The sequence below is a fragment of the Paenarthrobacter nitroguajacolicus genome (assembly GCF_031455195.1).
GTDB lineage: Bacteria > Actinomycetota > Actinomycetes > Actinomycetales > Micrococcaceae > Arthrobacter > Arthrobacter nitroguajacolicus_D.
In genome coordinates this window covers 227834-240899 of the sequence record NZ_JAVDSH010000001.1, presented here as the reverse complement: position 1 = coordinate 240899, position 13066 = coordinate 227834, and the positions used below count along the sequence as shown (strand labels likewise).

Genomic DNA, 13066 nt, shown 5'->3' with positions numbered 1-13066 from the left:
GACAACGAGAGAAGGATGAGGCGAATTATGGGCAACCATAGTGACGGCAGTCCGAACCACTCGGGCACCGTAGCTACGGCTGGTCAGAATGAGGTGGAGAAGTTCCAGGATCCTGGACTTCCTCCGCATCGTTTGCGCCTGGCTGACACGGACCCGGTAGCCGCAAAGCGCGCCGAGCGTCAGGTAGCCATTCTGTTTGGCACCTCCGTCATCGGTACGTTGGTCTTCCTGGTGGCGTACTTCGCCATTGATTTGGGCGACGACACCACCATTGCGACCATCCGCACCCAAAACCTCCTTCTGGGCCTGGGTACGGCATTTGCCATGCTGGGTATCGGAACGGGCATCGTGCACTGGGCCAAGGCCCTGATGCCCGATCATGAAGTGTCGGAAGAGCGCCACGCCATCCGCACTGAGGAAGACCGCCAGGCTGCGGTCCGTATCGTCGACGACATCGTCGAGGAGACGGGCATCAAGCGCCGTCCGCTGATCCGCAACACCCTCCTTGGTGCCGTTGCACTGGCTCCACTGCCGGCCCTCGCCATCTTCGGCGACCTGGGTCCGCGACCGGACAAAGCCCTTGCACACACCATGTGGGCGCCTGACGGCGACAAGCTGAAGCGCCTCACCCGGGACCCCGATGGCACTCCCATCAAGGCCTCCGATGTGACCATTGGCTCGGCATTCCACGTGATTCCCGAGGGACTCAACGAGCTGCACGAAGGCAAGTTGAACGAGAAGGCAAAGGCAGTTGTCCTGCTGATGCGCCTCGACCCGAACTCGTTGAACCCCTCCGAGGGCCGCGAAAACTGGAGCTACAACGGCATCGTTGCCTACTCCAAGATCTGCACGCACGTTGGTTGCCCGGTTGCTCTCTATGAGCAGCAGACGCACCACCTCCTGTGCCCCTGCCACCAGTCCACGTTCGACCTTACGCAGGAATGCAAGGTCATCTTCGGGCCGGCAAGCCGTCCGCTCCCCCAGCTGCCCATCGCAGTTGACGCAGAGGGCTACCTCGTCGCCACCAGCGACTTCAGAGAACCTGTAGGACCGAGTTACTGGGAGCGTGACGAGCATGAGCGCCTCATCAACAGCTGAAGCCCCCTTCGTTCCGAAAACCAAGGTTGGTAGTTTCACCAACTTCGTTGACGAGCGCGTAGGCGGCTCCGGCATCCTGCGTGAGTTCGGCCGGAAGGTCTTCCCCGACCACTGGTCGTTCATGTTTGGCGAGGTGGCGCTGTACTCCTTCGTCATCCTGCTGATGTCGGGAACCTTCCTGACGTTCTTCTTCGACCCGTCCATGGCGGAAACCCACTACCAGGGTTCGTACACACCGCTGTACAACGTCGAAATGTCGGTGGCTTACAACTCCTCGCTGAACATCTCCTTCGATGTCCGCGGCGGACTCTTCATGCGCCAGGTCCACCACTGGGCAGCCCTGCTGTTCGTGGCCTCCTTGGGCGTTCACATGCTGCGCGTCTTCTTCACCGGTGCGTTCCGCAAGCCCCGCGAAATGAACTGGGTCGTGGGCGGCGTCCTGCTGATCCTGGCCATGGCCGCCGGCTTCACCGGATACTCTCTCCCTGATGACCTGCTGTCCGGTAACGGCCTGCGCATCATCGACGGCGTTATCAAGTCCATCCCGGTGATCGGTACCTACATCTCGTTCTTCCTCTTCGGTGGGGAATTCCCGGGAACGGCAATCATCGGCCGCCTTTACGTCCTGCACATCCTGCTGGTGCCGGCACTCATCCTCCTGATGATTGTCATCCACCTCTTCATGGTGGTCGTGCACAAGCACACCCAGTACCCTGGTCCCGGCCGCAATGACGGCAACGTCGTCGGCTACCCCCTCGGTCCGGTATATGCAGCCAAGGCCGGTGGATTCTTCTTCATCGTCTTCGGCGTACTGGCCCTGATGGCTGCAGCGTTCACGATCAACCCGATCTGGAACTACGGCCCCTACGATCCCTCCCCCGTCTCGGCTGGTACACAGCCTGACTGGTACATCGGCTTCGTGGATGGCGCTCTGCGTCTCATGCCGGGTGTTGTCAACAACTTCCATTTCGAATGGATCATCTTCGGCCACACCCTGACGCTGAACGTCCTGCTCCCGGCGCTCGTTCCTGCAGGCATCATCTTCACGGTCCTGTTTACCTACCCGTGGATCGAACGCTGGGTCACCAAGGACAACCGGGAGCACCACGTTCTCGACCGTCCCCGTAACGCTCCAACCCGTACCGCCATCGGCGTTGCAGGCTTCACTTGGTACTGCGTTATGTGGGCAGCTGCTGGTTCCGACCTCATTGCTACGCACTTCCACGTGTCGTTGAACGACGTCACGTACTGGCTCCGCACGCTGTTCTTCATTGGTCCGATCATCGCCTTCATCGTGACCAAGAGGATCGCGTTGGCCCTCCAGCGCAAGGACCGCGAGATCGCACTCCATGGCCGCGAAACCGGCCGTATTGTGCGCCTCCCGCACGGTGAGTTCATCGAGGTTCACGCCCCGCTGGACGATTACAAGCGGTACAAGCTGGTGGGCTTCGAGTCCCCTGCTCCCCTGCCGGCCCAGCCGAACGAACACGGTGTTGTCACCCGCAAGGAGAAGCGCCGTGCGGCACTCTCCAAGTGGTTCTTCGAGGATCGCGTTGCACCTGCAACACCCGCGGAACTGGAAGCAGCACATGCTCATGGCCACCATGAAGCAATCACCTCCGGTGAAGACCAGAAGAGCCTGAGCCACTAGCGCCCAGTACTCTCTGTCAGATCATGCAAAAGCCCGGCTGGAATTCTCCAGCCGGGCTTTTGCGTCTCCGGCCATGTATCAGGCCAGGTCACGACGACGTCGACAGGAACCGCCGGGATTCGGCGCCTAGGGTGTCCTGTAACCCGAGGAGTAGTTCCGGGTGGGGCGGACACCAGGGCGCTGGAGGGGCACCCATAGCTTGTAGCGGTCGGCCCGGTAGTACGACACGGAGTAGTCCACCATGGCGCGGGCGACGAACGCATGGCGCTGGATCTTCAGAAGGGGTGAGCCGACGTCGACGTTGAGCAGGCGAGCCGTGGACGGCGACGCAGCAGTAGCCTCAATCATGTCCTCGCCCCACTCCATGACCAGCCCAAAACGTTCGCTAAGGACGTTGTACAGCGATGTGGGTGGCGCCTCGTCCAATAAACCCGGCACGCGGTGGGCAGGGATAAAGTTCTCATCCACGCTCATGGGCTCGTTATCGGCCAGCAGCAGGCGTCGGAACCGCACCAGTGGCGTACCTTCGTCCAGCTGCAATTCGCGGGCCAGGAAGGCACTCGCAGCGATCTGCTCAAAACTGAGAACCTTGGCGGCCGGAACCATGCCCCGTCGCTGCATTTCCTCACTGTAAGAGGTCAGCTTGACCTGGAGGTCCAGTTTGGGTTTCTTCACAAAGGTGCCAAGCCCAACGACGCGCTCAATGACTTCCTCGCCCACTAACGCGTCGATCGCCTGGCGCACTGTCATCCTCGCCAAACCGAAACGTTCGGATAGGTCTCTCTCAGACGGCAGCGACGAACCCGGAGGACAGGATTGTGCGATGAAGGTCCTGAGGATCTCGCGGAGTTGGACGTAGATAGGCGTCCCGCTGGTCCGGTCGATCTCGCCGGCAATGCTTGCCGCCTCAGGCACGGTTGGTTTCCAGCATGTGAGTCATGAGTTAAGGATAATTCAGTAGGGCATCAGGTCTAGACCACCGCTTTCCCCCGCCCTCCGTACCAAGGGGTGGCGGTCGGGGCAGCTACGCTTATATGGATCATTTCGGACGGAGCATCCGTCGTAACAAAGGAGTTGAGGTTGCCGGAGCTGAAGACCTTCGTCGCTGCCGGGATCGGACTACATGCGCGGGCCGCCGCGGCGTTCGTTCGCGCTGTGACAGAGACCGGGCTACCCGTGACGATCAGGAAGCAGGACGGACGCCCTGTCGACGCTCGTTCATTGTTGGAGGTCATGACAGAGGACTTTGCGCATGGGTGTGAAGTTGTCCTCGAAGTTGCACCAGAGGCCCTTACCGGCGATCAGAGTGTCCCGAGCGTCCAGAACGCGCTGGTAAAGCTTTCGTCCGTCCTGGAGGCTTCCCAGGGCCACTGAACTGCACTCCAGCAGTGCCCAGCGAATGCGGCGGCCGCTCAGAACATACAGCGTCCCCCGAAGACAGGAACACCAGACGGAAAAGCGATCTTAACAGAAATGGGCCCCACCTTTCGGTGGGGCCCATTCTTTTGTTCTCAGATACTGCTAGTGGGCGTGGTCGCCACGGCTGTACTCGAAGACCCAGCCCACGAGTGCCACAAGGGCGAGGCCGCCGGCAACGTAGGTCACCCAGAAGCCGATCGCGAGACCCAGGAAGCCGCCCGCACATGCGAGGCCAAGAACCAACGGCCACCAGCTCCAAGGGCTGAAGTGCCCTTGTTCGCCGGCACCTTCGTGAACTTCAGCGTCGGGACGGTCTTCCGGCCGCATGCCGACACGCTTGCCGGTGAAACCAAGGTACGCGCCGATCATGCCAGCGAGGCCACCGACGAGCAGGATCCCCAGGACCCCGACCCACTCAGACCAATTTGTCAGGAAGCCATAGGCGATGGCTACGGGGACGAAGAAGAAGACTCCGGCTCCGAAGAGCCACGATTCAATTTTCATTTTTTGACGTCCCTCTGGTCGGCGTTACCCAGAACAGCTGCTGCGGGTGACGGGGCCTCTGCGGTGTGAACCTGGGCCAACTCGGGGTGGTGGAGGTCCAGCGCCGGGCGCTCGGAGCGGATGCGGGGCAAGGAGGTGAAGTTGTGGCGCGGCGGCGGGCAGGACGTAGCCCATTCCAGTGAGGCACCGAAGCCCCAAGGATCATCAACCTCAACCTTCTTGTTGCTGCGCCAGGTGATGTAGACGTTCCAGAAGAACGGCAGCAACGAAGCGCCCAGTACGAAGGAGGAGATAGTGGAGAACTGGTTCATCCACGTGAAGTTATCCTGCGGCATGTAGTCGGCGTAACGACGAGGCATGCCTTCGACACCCAGCCAGTGCTGGATGAGGAACGTGCCGTGGAAACCAAGGAACAACAGCCAGAAGTGGATCTTACCCAGGCGCTCGTTGAGCATCTTGCCAGTCCACTTGGGCCACCAGAAGTAGAAGCCTGCGAACATGGCGAACACAACCGTACCGAAGACCACGTAGTGGAAGTGCGCCACCACGAAGTAGGAGTCCGAGACGTGGAAGTCAAGCGGCGGCGAAGCCAGGATGATGCCCGTCAGACCACCGAAGAGGAACGTCACCAGGAACCCGATGCTCCAGAGCATGGGAGTTTCGAAGGTAATGGAGCCCTGCCAAAGCGTTCCGATCCAGTTGAAGAACTTCACGCCTGTCGGGACCGCAATAAGCATGGTCATGAAGGCGAAGAACGGCAGCAACACCGAACCGGTCACGTACATGTGGTGTGCCCACACAGTGACGGAGAGCGCGGCGATGGCGATGGTGGCGTAGACGAGACCCTTGTAACCGAAGATCGGCTTGCGGCTGAACACCGGGAAGATCTCGGAAACAATGCCGAAGAACGGCAAGGCGATGATGTACACCTCGGGGTGTCCGAAGAACCAGAACAGGTGCTGCCAGAGAACGGCACCGCCATTTTCGGGGTCAAAGATGTGCGCTCCGAAGCGACGGTCCGCGCCAAGTGCGAACAGTGCAGCGGCCAGCGGCGGGAAGGCCATCAGGACGAGGATAGCCGTCACGAGGGTGTTCCAGGTGAAGATCGGCATACGCCACATGGTCATGCCCGGTGCACGCATGCAGATGATCGTGGTGATGAAGTTGACGGCACCAAGGATGGTTCCGAAGCCCGACAGCGCGAGGCCGAATACCCACAGGTCTCCACCGACACCAGGACTAAACGTGGTGTTGGACAGCGGAGCATAGGCGAACCAACCGAAGGATGCAGCACCCTGCGGGGTGATGAAACCCGAGACGGCGATGGTGGAGCCGAAGAGGAAGAACCAGAATGCCAGTGCGTTCAAACGCGGGAAGGCGACATCGGGAGCACCGATTTGGAGCGGCATGATGACGTTGGCAAAGCCAGCGAACAGCGGCGTTGCGAACATCAGGAGCATCACGGTGCCGTGCATCGTGAACATCTGGTTGTACTGCTCTTTGGTCTGCAGGATCTGCATGCCGGGTTCGAACAACTCAGCACGGATCAGCAGGGCCATGACGCCGCCGAGGCAGAAGAACACGAAGGATGCAATCAGGTACATGTACCCGATGGTCTTGTGGTCCGTGGAGGTGATCCAGTTGACGACGATGCGCCCCTTGGATTTAGGAACTACCGGAGCCTCTAGGATCCCCGGTGCGGATTGAGTGTACGTAGCCACGTCGCTCCCCTTACTTTTCGTTCAGGTTCGGATTGCGGTCGTATTCCGCACCGAGCAGGCCCGTATTGCCTTCCTGGCGAAGCTTGTCCATGTGGGTCTGGAATTCAGACTCGGAGACAACCTTGACGCGGAAGAGCATTTCGGAGTGGTATTCACCGCAGAGTTCGGCACACTTGCCGTCGAAGGTGCCCTCCTTGGTGGGAGTGAACCTGATGTAGTTCGTCTTGCCAGGGATCATGTCGCGCTTCTGGAGGAAGGCGGGAACCCAGAATGAGTGGATGACGTCGCGGGAGTTCAGCTCCAGATCCACGGACTTGCCAACCGGCAGGTACAACGTGGGAAGGAGTTCCTTGTCGACATCGTTGCCGGTCAGGTGGGCCTGGACGCCGGCCTCGTGGAGGTCCTCATTGACGACCTCACCCTTTTTGTAGTTGAAATCCCATGCCCACTGCTTGCCGCGGACGTCAACAACGACGTCGGCAGGCTGCGAACGGTCATCGATCGCACGCTGGTCCTGGTCGGTGAAGTAGAAGAACACCAGCACCATGAACAGCGGAATGGTCAAGTAAAAGACCTCAAGCGGCAGGTTGTAGCTGAGCTGCTTGGGGAACCCCGTGGTGCCCTTGCGGCGACGGTACGCGATGATGCACCAGACCAAAAGGCCCCACGTGATAATACCGACTGCCAAGGCGGCGATCCATGAGTTGACCCAGAGGTCCATGATCCGGTCAGTGTGGTTGGTCGTGCCGCGCTCTGTTGGCAGCCAACCCTTCTCTACCTCTGGTGAACATCCGGTCAAAACCAACGCGCCGGCGACTGCCAAGCCAGTGATCGAGGTGATCTTTATGCGTCGGCTGCCGGTTCGGTTCTGCGAACTCACAGACGGCCCTTCCTCTTGTTGCTGTCTCCCGGCAGGCCTAAGGCGCACCGGGCACACTAAAAGTTTTACTACCCGATGTAGAGCTTACCGCTATCAAGCGGTTTTCGCGCACATGTCGGCGCCGTGGCTCCGAACGCGTTTAACCGCGTTCGAAGTGGCGCCGACGTGCAGCGACGGCTCACATCAGTGGAATGAATCACCGCAGGCGCAGGACCCGCCGGCGTTCGGGTTATCAATGGTGAAGCCCTGCTTCGAAATGGTGTCTTCGAAGTCGATGCTTGCGCCGCTGAGGTACGGAACACTCATCTTGTCCACTACGACCTCGACGCCGTCATAGTCACGGACGGCGTCGCCGTCGAGCAGGCGCTCGTCGAAGTAGAGCTGGTAGATCAAGCCGGAGCATCCGCCGGGCTGGACTGCAACGCGCAGCCGAAGATCGGTGCGCCCTTCCTGCTCGAGGAGGCTGCGGACCTTGCCTGCGGCGACGTCGGTCAGATTGACCTCGTGCGTGGCCAGTTCGTCGTTGGCGACGACCTGCGTTCCGGTGCTGTTTTCGTTGGTTGCAGTGCTCATTGGCCTACCTTCTTATGAAGCTCTTGGCGGCCGCGCCGGGACGCTGCCTGCCCTTACCCAATTACGTACGGGTTATAGCTAATGCTACGTCGCGCAGACGCTTAGCTATAACTCCTGACGTAACCACCTACGGTATTTACTTGTTCCCGGCGCGCCCTTTCGGTTCAGCCCGCCAGGCCTTCGGCATTGAGCCTGGCCAACATGAAAGCTTCTGCAAGCACTGCATGGCGGAAATCGCCGATGTGCAGTGACTCGTTGGCGCTGTGGGCCCTCGAATCAGGGTCTTCCACTCCGGTCACTAGGATCTGGACTTCCGGGTACATTTCCAGGAGGTCTGCGATGAAGGGTATGGATCCACCAATCCCCATCTCGACCGGCTCCACTCCCCACGACTCCCCCAGCGCCCAGAGGGCCACCCGGGCCGCTGCCGATGAGGTATCCGTAGAGAACGCGTCGCCCCGCTCCCCCGGGGTAAAGGTCACCTTGGCACCGAACGGGGCATTGGATTCGACGTGCTGCCGCAGGGCGTCCATGGCGGATTCGGGGTCCTGCCCGGGTGCCAGCCGCATGCTGAACTTGGCACGCGCCGCCGGAATGAGGGTGTTGGAGGCAACATCCACCGCCGGCACGTCCATGCCAATGATCGAAAGTGCGGGCTTGGTCCACAGCCGGGAACCGATAGTCCCGCTGCCGGCGAGCCGCACGCCGTCGAGCACTGACGCGTCGGCCCGATAGTCCGCTTCAGCGAGGTCGACGGCCACCTCGTCCCGGCCCACCAGGCCGGCGACAGCGACGTTGCCCTCGTCATCATGGAGGGTCGCGATGAGCCGCGACAGGAGGGTTGGGGCGTCGAGCACAGGGCCGCCGAACATTCCGGAATGCACCGCATGGTCGAGCACGCGGACTTCAAACGTGCCATCAACCAGCCCGCGCAGGCTGGTTGTCAGAGCCGGTACGCCAACTTTCCAGTTGCTGGAGTCGGCAACAACAATCACGTCAGCACGCAAAAGTTCGCGATGCTCCTCAAGGAAAGTCCTGAAGGTGGGTGAACCGGCTTCTTCCTCGCCTTCGAAGAAAAAGGTCACCCCCAGGCCGAATTCCTCGCCCAGGACGTGGGTGGCGGCACTATAGGCCGCCAAGTGGGCCATGATGCCTGCCTTGTCATCAGCGGCGCCGCGACCATACAACCGACCATCACGTTCCTCCGCAGAGAACGGCTCCGAATCCCACAGTCCGCGGTCTCCGGGGGGCTGCACGTCGTGGTGCGCGTACAGGAGGATGGTCGGCTTGCCTTCCGCTGCGGGACGGCGCGCGACGACGGCAGGGCCGCCGGGGGTGCCGTCGCTTTTGTCGCATCGTAGGATCCGGACGTCTTCCATGCCGGTTGCTTTCACCAGGGCGGCAACAGCTTCGGCGCTCCTGTCCAGTTCCGAAGGGTCGAAGCTGGGCCAGGCAATGCCCGGTATGGAAACGAGGTCCTTCAAGGAGGCCAGAGTGGCGTCGAATGAGTCATGTACCGCCCGGGAAAGTGCCTCCACCGGGGTAGCGCCGGAGTCCAGGTGCTTGTTCTGCGGGGTCTCCGCATGTGCTGAAGTCATGGGCCACACTTTACCGCTGGGCATTCTCCCGGCGGGGCAGGCTCGAAGCTGCCCTTTGGATCGCCGGCAACCGGAGGCGTAACCTGCGCCACCTCCGTGCGGGGTATTCTGTAGGGGTGTTCGGACGCAAAAAGGAAGAGCCCAGCGCTCAATCAGTAGTAGACCAGGCCTATGCCACCGCCCAGGAGCCCGTAGCCGGAAAGGGCGCCCCCACGCCCAGGCGGAAGGACCAGGAGGCAGCCCGCAAGCGCCCGCTGGTGCCCACCGACCGTAAGGCTTCCAAAGCGGCGGAACGGGTGGCCATCCAGGACCAGCGGCAGAAGATGCGGCAGGCACTGGATACGGGTGACGAAAAATTCCTGCCGCTTCGGGACAAGGGTCCCCAGAAGAGGTATGTCCGCGACTACGTCGACGCACGGTTCAGCCTGGGCGAGTACCTGATGTTCGGCGCCCTGTTGTTTGTTGTCATCTCCTTGATCATTCCCACCACGAGCGCGGGTATCAGTTACGTCCTGGTGGGCTTCTGGATCATGTTCCTCGCGGTGTTCGTCGATGTTTTCATCCTCTCTCGCAAGTTGCGGAAGAAGCTCACTGAGAAGTTCGGCGAAGTAGAGCGTGGCTCCGTCTGGTACGGATGCATGCGCGCCCTTCAGTTCCGCAAGCTTCGCCTGCCCAAGCCGCAGGTAAAGCGCGGGCAGTACCCGGCCTAAGGCCCCGACCCCTGTCAAAAAAAATGAAGGCCCCGGACGATTGGTCCGGGGCCTTCATTCATTGTTCGACGTTAGCGGCCTGAGGCCTGCCGGAGTTTCACGAGGCCCTTGTTGATCCGAGCCGCCCAGAACGGACCTTCATAAAGGAATGCGGTGTAGCCCTGTACCAGCGTGGCGCCGGCCTCGAGACGCTCCTGGACATCCTGCGGTGATTCGACGCCCCCCACTGCGATGAGCACGAGGTCATCGCCGACAGCCCCCTTGAGCCTGCGAAGGACCTCCAAGGACCGCTGCTTGAGGGGCGCCCCCGACAAGCCTCCGGCACCGATGGATTCCACCTTGGCAGTGTCAGAAGCGAGCCCTTCGCGGGAGATCGTTGTGTTGGTTGCGATGATTCCATCCAACTTGAGGTCCAGCGCGAGCTTGGCCACATCGTCGATGTCTTCGTTGGACAGGTCCGGGGCGATCTTGACCAGCAGTGGTACGTGGCGTCCGGCGGCTTCGTCTGCAGCGTCTCCTACGGCCCGCAGCAACGGACGCAGGGTCTCCACGTTCTGCAGCAACCTCAGGCCCGGCGTGTTGGGCGAACTGACATTGACTACAAGGTAGTCCGCGGCAGGAGCCAGGCTACGGGCGCTCACCAGGTAGTCCTCCGTGGCGTCGTCGAGGTCCACCACTTTGGTCTTGCCGATGTTCACCCCGATGATGGGCCTGATGTCCCGGTGGGCTTTCTGCAAAGCAGCCCGGGCGGACTTGAGGCGGGGCGCAACAGCAGCAGCGCCGTCGTTGTTGAATCCCATCCGGTTGATGACAGCCCGGTCCTCGATCAGGCGGAACAGGCGTGGTTTTTCGTTGCCCGGCTGCGCTTGGCCCGTGATGGTCCCCACTTCGACGTGGCCGAAACCCAGCTCCGTCAGGGCCTCGATACCGTGGCCTTCCTTGTCGAAACCCGCTGCCAGTCCGAACGGCGACGGGAAGCTTAGGCCCAGCGCTTCGGTGCGGAGGGAAGCATCGGGGGCGGTCATGCGGGCAAGGACCCGGCCTGCGCCCGAGCGGTGGGCTGCACGGATTCCCTGGAATCCGATCTTGTGGGCCTTCTCGGCATCCATCCAGGAGAAAGCCAACTTAAAGAATGTGGGGTAAAAACGCATGGTCTTAGTTTTGCGGTTCGCGGACAACTCGCCAAACCCATGACCGAACCTGGCGCTAGCATGTACGCATGCCGCCGGAAAATAGTGACGCACATCATCCCCACGGCAGCAGCAACAGGATCGCTGCCGACGTCGTCGTGGTTGGGGCGGGCCTGTCGGGTCTCGTTGCTGCCGCCACAGCTTACGCAGCGGGCAAGTCGGTGGCCATTCTGGACCAGGAGCCGGAAGCTTCGGTTGGCGGCCAGGCGCATTGGTCCTTCGGCGGCCTCTTCATGGTGAATACGCCCGAGCAGAGGCGGCTGGGGGTGAAGGACAGCAAGGACCTCGCACTTTCAGACTGGCTGGCCTCCGCTGCTTTCGACCGACCGGTGGATTCGAATGCCCGGGAGTGGGCCGAGGCCTATGTGGACTTCGCCGCCGGCGCAAAGCGGGCCTGGCTGAAGAGCCTCGGGGTCGGTATCTTTCCGCTGGTCCAGTGGGCGGAGCGAGGAGGATATGGGCCACAAGGACACGGCAATTCGGTACCCCGCTTCCACGTCACCTGGGGCACGGGACCAGCACTGGTGAAACCGTTCCTGGGAAAGGTGCTCGAAGGAGTCGAAGCCGGAAGGGTGTCGCTCCACTTTCGGCACAGGGCCCTGGCCCTTGCCATGACAGCCGGCAAGGTAGCTGGCGTTGTCGGAGAAGTCCTGGAACCGTCGACGGCGGTGCGGGGCCAGGCCTCGTCCAGGCTCGCCGTTGACGAATTCGAGGCTTCGGCCGGAGCGGTTGTGGTCACCACTGGCGGCATAGGTGCCAACCATGGAGCAGTCCGGCGCCAATGGCCCGGGGGCAGGCCGCCGGCGCACATGCTCAGCGGCGTGCCCGCCTCAGTCGATGGTGACTTCCTTTCAGTGGTTCAATCCGCCGGCGCCGCCCTGATTAACGGTGACAGGATGTGGCACTACCCGGAAGGTATCCATAACTACGATCCCGTGTGGCCAATGCACGGCATCCGCATCCTTCCCGGGCCCTCATCCTTGTGGCTTGATGCGGAGGGACACCAACTGCCGGCACCACTGTTCCCGGGTTATGACTCGCTTGGCGCCCTCCGTCACATCGTGTCAACAGGCCACAGCCATTCCTGGTTCGTCCTCAACCGCACCATTGCCCTGAAGGAACTCGCTTTGTCAGGTTCCGAACAAAACCCTGACCTGACTGGCAAGGACGTCAGGCTCCTTGCCTCGCGGTTGAGGGCTGGAGGCGACTCCCCCATCCAGCGATTCCTGGACCGGGGTGTGGACTTTTTGCAGGCGGCCACCCCCGGGCGGCTCGCATCAGAAATGAACCACTTGGTGGGCGACAACCTCATCCAGCGCGAGGCACTGGAGTCCCTGGTGAGTGCCCGGGATCGGCAGGTGGCCAGCGGGCTAGGCAAGGATCCGCAGCTTGCAGCCATCAGGGCAGCGAGGCGGTTTGCCACCGACAAGCTGATGCGGGTGGCTCCCCCGCACCGCCTGACCGACCCTGCGCACGGTCCGCTTATCGCTATCCGGCTCTCGGTATTGACCAGGAAGAGCCTGGGTGGCCTCCGGACGGACTTGTCATCCAGGGTGATGGACGACGAAGGACGAGCCATTCCAGGGCTCTACGCCGCGGGAGAAGCTGCTGGCTTCGGCGGCGGAGGCATCCACGGCTACCGCGCCCTGGAAGGGTCGTTCCTGGGAGGTTGCCTCTTCACCGGAAGGGTGGCGGGAGGGCAGGCAGCCGCCTTTGTCTAAG

At 61.6% G+C, this 13066-nt stretch carries 12 protein-coding genes; 5 read left to right on the top strand and 7 right to left on the bottom strand.

Going from position 1 to position 13066, the window contains the following annotated elements:
• The first annotated feature begins 27 nt into the window (after positions 1-27).
• Together qcrA and qcrB are read left to right on the top strand one after the other, a co-directional pair.
• Positions 28-1098 (top strand): cytochrome bc1 complex Rieske iron-sulfur subunit, encoded by a 1071-nt coding sequence (gene qcrA, locus J2Y68_RS01155; RefSeq protein ID WP_211712352.1) that lies wholly within the window; start codon positions 28-30, stop codon positions 1096-1098.
• The gene (gene qcrB / locus J2Y68_RS01150) at positions 1076-2749 is read left to right on the top strand and encodes a cytochrome bc1 complex cytochrome b subunit (RefSeq protein WP_309988652.1); all 1674 of its coding nucleotides are present in this window, start codon (positions 1076-1078) and stop codon (positions 2747-2749) included. The genes qcrA and qcrB overlap by 23 nt, the downstream gene beginning before the upstream one ends.
• Before the next feature lie 126 nt (positions 2750-2875).
• Here qcrB and J2Y68_RS01145 read toward each other — a convergent pair whose 3' ends face one another.
• A complete protein-coding gene (locus J2Y68_RS01145) occupies positions 2876-3664 on the bottom strand; it encodes a GntR family transcriptional regulator (protein WP_309988650.1) in 789 nt (262 codons plus the stop codon).
• 165 nt (positions 3665-3829) lie between these two features.
• Between J2Y68_RS01145 and J2Y68_RS01140 the strand changes: the two genes are divergently transcribed.
• Positions 3830-4123 carry an HPr family phosphocarrier protein gene (locus J2Y68_RS01140; RefSeq protein WP_309988648.1) on the top strand — a complete coding sequence of 98 codons (294 nt, stop codon included), beginning with the start codon at positions 3830-3832 and terminating at the stop codon, positions 4121-4123.
• Between the two features lie 147 nt (positions 4124-4270).
• Here J2Y68_RS01140 and J2Y68_RS01135 read toward each other — a convergent pair whose 3' ends face one another.
• The 5 genes from J2Y68_RS01135 to J2Y68_RS01115 form a co-directional block, all read right to left on the bottom strand.
• On the bottom strand, positions 4271-4672 hold the full coding sequence (locus J2Y68_RS01135; protein ID WP_211712348.1) for a cytochrome c oxidase subunit 4: 402 nt from the start codon (positions 4670-4672) through the stop codon (positions 4271-4273).
• A complete protein-coding gene (ctaD, locus tag J2Y68_RS01130) occupies positions 4669-6393 on the bottom strand; it encodes an aa3-type cytochrome oxidase subunit I (protein ID WP_309988644.1) in 1725 nt (574 codons plus the stop codon). Before ctaD ends, J2Y68_RS01135 begins: the two co-directional genes overlap by 4 nt.
• 10 nt (positions 6394-6403) lie before the next feature.
• Positions 6404-7273, bottom strand: a complete 870-nt coding sequence (gene ctaC, locus J2Y68_RS01125; protein ID WP_211712346.1) for an aa3-type cytochrome oxidase subunit II — start codon at positions 7271-7273, stop codon at positions 6404-6406.
• Positions 7274-7456: 183 nt separating this feature from the next.
• A complete protein-coding gene (locus tag J2Y68_RS01120; RefSeq protein WP_211712345.1) occupies positions 7457-7846 on the bottom strand; it encodes a HesB/IscA family protein in 390 nt (129 codons plus the stop codon).
• Between the two features lie 164 nt (positions 7847-8010).
• Positions 8011-9444 (bottom strand): dipeptidase, encoded by a 1434-nt coding sequence (locus tag J2Y68_RS01115; RefSeq protein ID WP_309988641.1) that lies wholly within the window; start codon positions 9442-9444, stop codon positions 8011-8013.
• A 116-nt stretch (positions 9445-9560) separates the two neighbouring features.
• Here J2Y68_RS01115 and J2Y68_RS01110 point away from each other — a divergent pair, with 116 nt between their 5' ends.
• A complete protein-coding gene (locus J2Y68_RS01110; RefSeq protein WP_211712343.1) occupies positions 9561-10154 on the top strand; it encodes a DUF3043 domain-containing protein in 594 nt (197 codons plus the stop codon).
• 71 nt (positions 10155-10225) lie between these two features.
• Here J2Y68_RS01110 and J2Y68_RS01105 read toward each other — a convergent pair whose 3' ends face one another.
• Positions 10226-11305, bottom strand: coding sequence for a quinone-dependent dihydroorotate dehydrogenase (locus J2Y68_RS01105; RefSeq protein WP_309988639.1), 1080 nt, complete (start codon positions 11303-11305; stop codon positions 10226-10228).
• A 68-nt stretch (positions 11306-11373) separates the two neighbouring features.
• Between J2Y68_RS01105 and J2Y68_RS01100 the strand changes: the two genes are divergently transcribed.
• On the top strand, positions 11374-13065 hold the full coding sequence (locus J2Y68_RS01100) for an FAD-binding dehydrogenase (RefSeq protein ID WP_309988637.1): 1692 nt from the start codon (positions 11374-11376) through the stop codon (positions 13063-13065).
• The last annotated feature ends 1 nt before the right edge of the window (position 13066 follow it).

Bases quoted from the DNA above. Each gene is read 5' to 3' on its own strand.
- qcrA (WP_211712352.1), top strand. From the start codon at position 28: ATGGGCAACCATAGTGACGGCAGTCCGAACCACTCGGGCACCGTAGCT.
- qcrB (WP_309988652.1), top strand. From the start codon at position 1,076: ATGAGCGCCTCATCAACAGCTGAAGCCCCCTTCGTTCCGAAAACCAAG.
- J2Y68_RS01135 (WP_211712348.1), bottom strand. From the start codon at position 4,672: ATGAAAATTGAATCGTGGCTCTTCGGAGCCGGAGTCTTCTTCTTCGTC.
- J2Y68_RS01120 (WP_211712345.1), bottom strand. From the start codon at position 7,846: ATGAGCACTGCAACCAACGAAAACAGCACCGGAACGCAGGTCGTCGCC.
- J2Y68_RS01115 (WP_309988641.1), bottom strand. From the start codon at position 9,444: ATGACTTCAGCACATGCGGAGACCCCGCAGAACAAGCACCTGGACTCC.
- J2Y68_RS01105 (WP_309988639.1), bottom strand. From the start codon at position 11,305: ATGCGTTTTTACCCCACATTCTTTAAGTTGGCTTTCTCCTGGATGGAT.
- J2Y68_RS01100 (WP_309988637.1), top strand. From the start codon at position 11,374: ATGCCGCCGGAAAATAGTGACGCACATCATCCCCACGGCAGCAGCAAC.